This window comes from Bacteroides sp. An19, from assembly GCF_002160215.1.
GTDB lineage: Bacteria > Bacteroidota > Bacteroidia > Bacteroidales > Bacteroidaceae > Phocaeicola > Phocaeicola intestinalis.
Window position 1 is genome coordinate 35631 of record NZ_NFKD01000037.1, and the last position, 7858, is coordinate 43488.

The 7858-nt window shown below is 48.1% G+C and carries 7 protein-coding genes; 3 read left to right on the forward strand and 4 right to left on the reverse strand.

The genetic code is table 11. From position 1 onward, the window contains the following. Window positions 1–79 precede the first annotated feature (79 nt). Window positions 80–1492 (forward strand): MATE family efflux transporter, encoded by a 1413-nt coding sequence (locus tag B5F25_RS13420; RefSeq protein WP_087250121.1) that lies wholly within the window; start codon window positions 80–82, stop codon window positions 1490–1492. Here the strand turns inward: B5F25_RS13420 and B5F25_RS13425 are convergent, their stop codons facing one another. Next, window positions 1493–2695: an acyloxyacyl hydrolase gene (locus B5F25_RS13425; protein ID WP_087250123.1), complete on the reverse strand. Its 1203-nt coding sequence runs from the start codon at window positions 2693–2695 to the stop codon at window positions 1493–1495. A gap of 175 nt (window positions 2696–2870) precedes the next feature. Here B5F25_RS13425 and B5F25_RS13430 point away from each other — a divergent pair, with 175 nt between their 5' ends. Together B5F25_RS13430 and B5F25_RS13435 are read left to right on the forward strand one after the other, a co-directional pair. Beyond that, entirely contained in the window at window positions 2871–3191 is a 321-nt protein-coding gene (locus tag B5F25_RS13430; RefSeq protein WP_022039632.1) for an iron-sulfur cluster assembly protein, read from the forward strand. 21 nt (window positions 3192–3212) lie between these two features. Then, complete coding sequence (locus tag B5F25_RS13435; protein ID WP_087209279.1) at window positions 3213–3980, forward strand: UDP-2,3-diacylglucosamine diphosphatase; 768 nt, start codon at window positions 3213–3215, stop codon at window positions 3978–3980. A 179-nt stretch (window positions 3981–4159) separates the two neighbouring features. On the opposite strand, the gene B5F25_RS13440 is transcribed toward B5F25_RS13435, so the two are convergent. From B5F25_RS13440 to pta, 3 genes are all read right to left on the reverse strand, one after another. Continuing rightward, entirely contained in the window at window positions 4160–5200 is a 1041-nt protein-coding gene (locus B5F25_RS13440) for a sugar kinase (RefSeq protein WP_022039630.1), read from the reverse strand. 141 nt (window positions 5201–5341) lie between these two features. Further along, window positions 5342–6544 (reverse strand): acetate kinase, encoded by a 1203-nt coding sequence (locus B5F25_RS13445; RefSeq protein ID WP_022039629.1) that lies wholly within the window; start codon window positions 6542–6544, stop codon window positions 5342–5344. A 37-nt stretch (window positions 6545–6581) separates the two neighbouring features. Beyond that, complete coding sequence (gene pta, locus B5F25_RS13450; protein WP_022039628.1) at window positions 6582–7595, reverse strand: phosphate acetyltransferase; 1014 nt, start codon at window positions 7593–7595, stop codon at window positions 6582–6584. Between the last annotated feature and the right edge of the window lie 263 nt (window positions 7596–7858).

The window sequence follows — 7858 nt, forward strand, 5'->3', positions numbered from 1 at the left end:
AAATTACTTTTATCCGTAATTCGGGTAAGTTTGTTATCCGAATTTGGTGTATCTTTGCACGCGGAATAAACTGCACTCTATGAATTTCGGAAAAAACGATTTATTGGTACTGATACGTGAAGGTCGTCCGATGAGCCTTCGCCAGCAACTTCTGCTTACGGTTCAGCTGAGTATACCGGCGATGGTAGCCCAGTTGTCGTCTATTGTGATGCAATACATCGATGCTGCCATGGTGGGCAGCCTGGGTGCCAATGCCTCGGCATCCATCGGGCTGGTATCCACTTCTACGTGGTTGTTTTCGGGCTTGTGTAGTGCGGCATCTACCGGTTTTGCCGTACAGGTGGCGCATTGCATTGGTGGAGGGAAGTTTAAGGAAGCACGCCAGGTGTTGCGCCAGTCCCTTGTGGCTGTGTCGTTATTCAGTATTCTTCTGGCAAGTATCGGCATGGGTATCAGCGGTGCCTTGCCCTATTGGTTGGGCGGTGAAGAGGTCATCAATCACGATGCTTCGGTTTATTTCCTGATTTATGCGGCTTTCCTTCCCATGATGCAGTTGTGTTTCCTGACGGGAGGCATGTTGCGTTGTAGTGGAAATATGCGTGTACCCAGTATGCTGAACGTGCTGATGTGTATGCTGGATGTGGTGTTCAATTATTTTCTTATTTTCCCTTCCCGTCACATTTCTCTGTTTGGGATGGAAGTGTTTATGCCTGGTGCCGGATGGGGGGTGGCAGGAGCTGCTTTGGGGACGGGGCTTGCCGAACTGGTTGTGGCAGGTCTGATGTTATGGTTTCTGGTGACCCGTTCTTCCGAATTGGGGCTGATGCACGAAAAGGGACGTTTTCGTCCTACATCGGCTGTATTGAAAAAGGCTGCCCGTATCGGGGGGCCGATGGGCATTGAGCACGCAGTGATTTGCGGCGCACAGATTCTTACTACGGTTATTGTGGCACCTTTGGGAGTATTCGCCATAGCGGCTAATTCGTTTGCTATAACGGCAGAGAGCTTGTGCTACATGCCGGGTTATGGCATAGCAGATGCTGCTACTACTCTGGTAGGGCAGAGCATGGGTGCCGGACGTAGAGACTTGACACGGCGTTTTGCCCGCATCACGGTAGGAATGGGCATGACGGTAATGGGCATCATGGGGGTAATCATGTATGTGGCTGCCCCGTTGATTATAGGTACGATGACGCCCGATGCCGAAGTGCTGGAACTGGGCGTAATGGCATTGCGTATCGAGGCTTTTGCCGAACCGATGTTTGCCGCGGCAATAGTGGCTTACGGTGTCTTTGTAGGAGCCGGCAGCACCATTATTCCGTGTCTGATGAATTTTTTCAGCATTTGGGCGGTGCGTCTTACGCTGGCGGCATCGCTGGCTCCGTCGATGGGCTTGAAAGGCGTATGGCTTGCCATGTGTATCGAATTATGTTTCCGCGGATTTATCTTCCTTGTCCGGCTTGAACGTGGCAAATGGATGAACTTGAAATGATTAAAACCGGTAGCCCAGTCCCAGCATCAGGTTGTTGGGGTCGCGGAAGTTGCTCAGTTGATATCCCACATGCAGGAAGACGCGGCGTGTGACGAATGTTTTCAGGGCAAGAATCTGGTAAAATCCTTTGGTGTCTTCTCCTTTGTAGATAAGGTTGCGTCCTATACCGAGGTTGATGCTGAATATCGGCATGGTCAGTTCGGCACGCAGGGAAAGTCCTACGGCAAACTGTTCGCGGAAAGACGGGCGGTAGAATTGTTTTTGGTTGGTGTCATGTTCGGTTCCGGCTACATGGTTTTTCAGGTTGGCGCTTTCGTCGTATTGTGCATCCAGCGAGATGCCGGCACGGAAATACCGGTTGACCCGGTAGAGTGGATTGAAGTTGAACCCGATTACCCCGAACGAGCCGGGTACAAGGTATCGCTCGTCGGGCCAGATGATGCCTCTGCGCCGGGTGGCTCCGTATAAAATAATGTCATAACTGAATGGGGAACCTTGTAGGAGAGCTTTTTCTTGCGGGTGAGTTTTGGGGGTTGTTTTTTCAGCTCCGAAAGTACGTACCAGTCCGATACGTCCCCCTACGGTGTTGACACCCGAATTGGGGTAATTGCTGTTCCCGTTTGAATAATGTGTGGTTTCTATCCCTGCGGTCAGATGCCATTGTGGGGCGAGTTGCCAGTTCAGGTAGATGCCGGCATTCAGGTAAGCATTGATTTTCGAACCTACCACATCGTTGTACGGGTTGCTTGTCTCGTTATACTTTTTCCATCCGAATGAGGCTCCGAAGTTCCATTCGTAGTCTAGTGTCAGGTGAGGGGTGAGCCGGGCTATTTGTGAACCTTGGAACACATATACACTGACGGGGTTTCCCAGTTCCGAAGGGTTGAAAAAAGAAGTATATGCTATGCCGATGCCCTGATAGGCATGCGGATAGAGTTTTCCCAAATACGAGTCTTTATCGAATCGGAAGGCATATTTCAGATGTGCCGAAAGTACGGTGTTGATAGGTTTTCCTTGTGCATTTTCGCCTTCAAAAAAACTTTTGGTAGGCAATACATATCCCGGGCGGATATCGAAACCTATCTGGTGGTGTATCGGGTGATGGGTAAGCGAGTCGGGTTCGGCATGTCCGGCAAGGGTTCCCCCGATACAAAAGAAGGCGAATAGGAGGCAGAGCAAGATAAATCTATCGGTCTTTTTCATAATCTCGTATCTTTTTGCATTCAAAGGTAAGTCAATCCGATGAAACGGACAAACATTTCGGAAACGAAAAATGGGTATGCATTGGAATGCTGTCTTTAACTTTCGCTCTTTCTTCTGCGGCTTATTTCACTTTTTTGTCGTATATTTGTCGCAAACAGTAAAAAGAAAGAAGGATATGGATAATACTGAAAAATTGAAGATAGAAGAGCGGATTGTGGATATGTTGAAAACCGTTTACGACCCTGAGATTCCGGTCAATGTGTACGATTTGGGACTGATTTACAAGATTGACCTTCAGGATGACGGAGAAGTGGTGGTGGATATGACGCTTACGGCTCCCAATTGTCCCGCCGCCGAGTTCATCATGGAAGATATCCGGCAGAAGATAGAGTCGGTAGAGGGGGTGAAAGCAGCCCAGATCAATCTGGTCTTCGAGCCGGAATGGGACAAGGACATGATGAGCGAAGAAGCAAAACTGGAGTTAGGATTTTTATAAAAACAGGTAATGATGGATGCGATGAAGAATGTATATTTTTTGTCGGATGCGCATTTAGGCTCGCGGGCTATTGCGCATAGCCGCACTCAGGAACGCCGTTTGGTCAATTTCCTCGACAGTATTAAGGAACGGGCTTCGGCTGTGTATCTCTTGGGGGATATGTTCGACTTTTGGTACGAATTCAAGCTGGTTGTGCCTAAGGGATATACCCGTTTCTTGGGCAAATTGTCTGAATTGACCGACCGGGGAGTGGAAGTGCATTTCTTCATCGGAAACCACGATATCTGGTGTGGTGATTATCTGGAGAAAGAATGCGGAGTGATTCTGCACCGGGAACCGCAGACGTGCGAGATTTACGGAAAGGAGTTCTTCCTGGCTCATGGCGACGGGCTGGGCGATAATGACCGTAAGTTTCATTTGCTCCGGATGATGTTTCATAGTCATACTTTACAACGTATGTTCTCGATGTTGCATCCGCGCTGGAGTGTAGAACTGGGACTGGAGTGGGCGAAGCATAGTCGCCAGAAGCGGGAAGAGGGGAAAGAGCCTCCTTATATGGGTGAAGATAAAGAACCGTTGGTGTTGTTTACAAAGAAATACCTGAAAACGCATCCTGATATCAATTATTTTATTTTTGGCCATCGCCACATCATGCTCGACCTGATGTTGAGCCGCACATCGCGTCTCCTGATTCTGGGCGATTGGATATCCGAGTTCTCGTATGCCGTATTCGATGGTGAGAATCTTTTTATGGAACAGTTCATCGAAGGAGAGACGGAAGTCAGGTAACAAGGTGACAAGGTGACGATTTGACAAGGTGACAAGTTGACGAGGTAACAAGGGGACGAGGTTTTGAATAGTGTTGCATACTTCAACCCAAGTTTTTGAAACCTTGTCACCTAGTTCCCTCGTCACCTAGTTCCCTCGTTACCTTGTTCCCTTGTTCCCTTGTTACCTTGTCAACTGATTTATCTTGCCACTTCACCGTTTTCGTGTTTGGCGAGCAAGCCTTCCACTTCGGCAACTTTCACCATATTGTAGTCGCCTGCAATGGTATTTTTCAGTACAGAGGCCGCCGTAGAAAAGTCTACGCGCTTCTGTTCATCTTCAAAAGCGTGTTGGGCATACAGCATGGCACCGCAGAAAGCATCGCCTACACCAACGCAATCTACCACTTCATCAATGTCGAACACACGGGTATGTTTCATAGTGCCGTGCGAATAAAGGATGCCGGCAAAGGTATGGTGTACCGAGCTGATGACGTTGCGCAGGGCAATGTAGATGTATTTGCAGTTGGGAATCTGTTCACTGATGCCTTTGCAGAAAGCTTCGTAGGCTTCCAGGTCGTATGCTTCTCCATTGCGTGTGGCTTTGAATCCCGGTGCTTTCAGTCCTGTAACCAAAGCATACTCTCCTTCGCTTCCGAACATGATGTCGCTCGAAACCATCAGGGGACGCAATACTTCCTGTGCGCTTTTCCCGTAGTTCCACAGGTTTTTACGGTAATTGATATCATATGAAATGGTCAGTCCCATTTCCTTGGCTGTGTCAATGGCTTCTTTACATACATCGGCAAGTCCCGGTGTAAGAGCCGCATCGATGCCCGACCAGTGGAAGATGGAAGCGTCTTTGAATGCATCACGCCAGTTTATCATGCCGGGTTTCAGTTCTGAGAAAGCCGAATGTTCGCGGTCGTATATCACTTTTGAATTACGCATGGCGGCTGCTTTCTCCATATAATATGTTCCTAAGCGGTTGCCTCCCGTCAGTACATGTCCTGTTCCAATGTTGTGCGAACGCAGTTCGGACAGGCAGGTATCTCCCAGTGCATTGTCGGGCAGGCGGGTTATGAATTCCACTTCTCCTCCGAAATTGGCAATGGAAATGGCAACATTGGCCTCACTTCCTCCATAGTTGACCAGAAAATCATGGCTTTGTTGTATGCGAAGATTGTCGGGAGTGGTAAGACGGAGCATGATCTCACCGAATGTTACAACTTTTTTTTTCATATTCTATGTGTTTAAGTTCTTGGATGAGGGAGGACAAAAAAAGACATCCCCAGAAGCCGCTTTTTGTCTCTGCCCGTGCAAAGATAATGAAAAGCGACTTACGGGGATGCCCTTTTATAAACCTATTTAATGATTATTTACTTAATTGCGTTCGTTCAGGATGTTCATCGTGTCGGTTGCAATGGTCAGCTCTTCATCGGTCGGGATAACTACGACTTTCACTTTCGAGTCATCGGTAGATATGATGGCTTCTTCGCCGCGCACCTTGTTTCTTTCATCATCGATTTTCACACCCAGGTATTCCAGGTTCTTGCAGACAGCAGCACGTGCACTCGACTGGTTTTCGCCTACACCGCCTGTGAAAAGAATGACATCCACGCCGTTCATGGCTGCTGCGTATGCACCAATGTATTTGGTGATACGGTAGAAATACATCTTTTCGGTCAGAATAGCACGTTCTTCGCCATTCTGTACGGCAGCTTCCAGTTCGCGCATATCACTCGATTTTTCGAACATGCCCAATACACCGCTCTTCTTGTTCAGCAATGTAGACATTTCATCGGGGGTAAGTCCTTCCTTTTTCATGATGTAAGTGATGGCACCTCCATCTATGTCGCCGCTGCGTGTACCCATCATCAAGCCTTCCAATGGGGTCAGTCCCATACTGGTATCAATACATTTCCCGTCTTTTACGGCAGCAATAGAACCTCCGTTTCCGATATGGCAGGTGATGATACGGCTTCCCTCTTGCGGGATTCCCAAAAATTCGCATACGCGTTTTGATACGTAGCGGTGAGAAGTGCCGTGGAAACCATAACGGCGGATACCGTATTTTTCAAAATAGCGGTAAGGGATGGCATACAGGTAAGCGTAATCGGGCATCGTCTGGTGGAAAGCTGTATCGAATACGGCTACTTGTGGAACTTCGGGTAATAATTGCTGTACGGCATAAATACCTTTCAAGTTGGCTGGATTATGGAGCGGACCCAGATCGCAACATTCTTCTACGGCAGCTATTACGGCATCATCAATCAGCACAGAACCACTGAACTTGGTTCCTCCGTGCAATACACGATGGCCTACGGCATTGATTTCGTGCAGGCTCTTCACGGCTCCATATTCAGGGCTGGTCAGGGTGTCGAATATAAACTGTACGCCGGTGGTATGTTCGGGCACATCTTTCTCGATGATTTTCTTTTCACCGTTCGGCAAGGTCAGTTTCAGGAAAGACCCCGGCAAACCTATTTTTTCGATACCGCCTTGTGCAAGGACTTGTTTGGTAGTCATTTCATACAATTTGTACTTGATGGATGAACTGCCGCAATTGAGTACTAATACTTTCATATATAGTTGATTTGTTATTTTTATGGTTAGGACATGGTTATTCTTGTGCTTTCGCCGCAATAGCCTGGTTGGCTGTGATGGCAATCATCTTGTATACATCGTCAATGCAGCAGCCGCGCGACAGGTCATTGACCGGACGGGCGATACCCTGAAGAATCGGACCTACCGCAGTGGCATGTCCTAAGCGTTCTACCAGCTTGTAAGAAATGTTACCTACTTCCAGGCTGGGTACTACCAGTACATTGGCATATCCGGCGATTTCCGAACCCGGAGCCTTGCTCTGTCCGATTCTCGGAACCAAAGCGGCGTCTGCCTGCATTTCTCCGTCAATCTTCAGTGCCGGATCCATTTCCTTGGCAATCTTCAGCGCTTCTACCACTTTGTCTACCACTTCGTGTTTAGCCGACCCCTTGGTGGAGAAACTCAGCATGGCTACGCGTGGTTCGATACCTGCAACGGCTTTAGCAGTGCGGGCGGTGCAGACAGCAATCTGTGCCAATTGGCCTGCATCGGGAACCGGAGTAACGGCTACGTCACCCATAACGATTACACCATTGTCGCCACATTCGGGGGCGTGAGTCAATAAGAGCATGGCACCGGATACACACGTGATGCCCGGAGCAGTCTTGATAATTTGCAATGCCGGACGCAATACATTGCCGGTCGTGTTGCGGGCTCCGGCAAGCTGGCCGTCGGCATCACCTGCCTTAATCATCAGGCAGCCGTAATACAGCGGGTCGAGCACCAGTTTGCGGGCTTCTTCGATGGTCAAGCCCTTTTTCTTCCGCAGTTCGCACAATAATTGTGCGTATGCTTCTTTTTTCGGGCTGGTTTCGGGATCGATGATGGTAGCTTTATGGATGTTACCCAAACCCCATTCTTTTGCGAGCGCCATGATTTCATCGGGATTGCCCAACAAAGTCAGGTCGGCCACACCATCTGTCAATATCTGATTGGCAGCTTTCAACGTACGTTCTTCTGTTCCTTCCGGAAGCACAATGTGCTGTTTGTTCGCTTTTGCGCGTTCAACAATTTGACTAATTAAATCCATAGATTTGTATATTTTTTAATATGTGATTCTTTTTGTTGTGTGCGATAACGCTTTTCTCATACCGCACTGCAAAAATACGTTTTTTTGTAATATCAAGTTTGCAAAGACGGCTTTTTTTTCGGAAGAAGTAGAGAATTTTAATATGGGCAGAGTCAACCAGCGAGTGCAACATTACGAAATATTTTTGAAAAAGACCTCAGCCGGAGTCAAGAAATTGAGTTTTTCTCTCGGTCTGGCATTAATTTTCTTCCTGATCTTGGTTA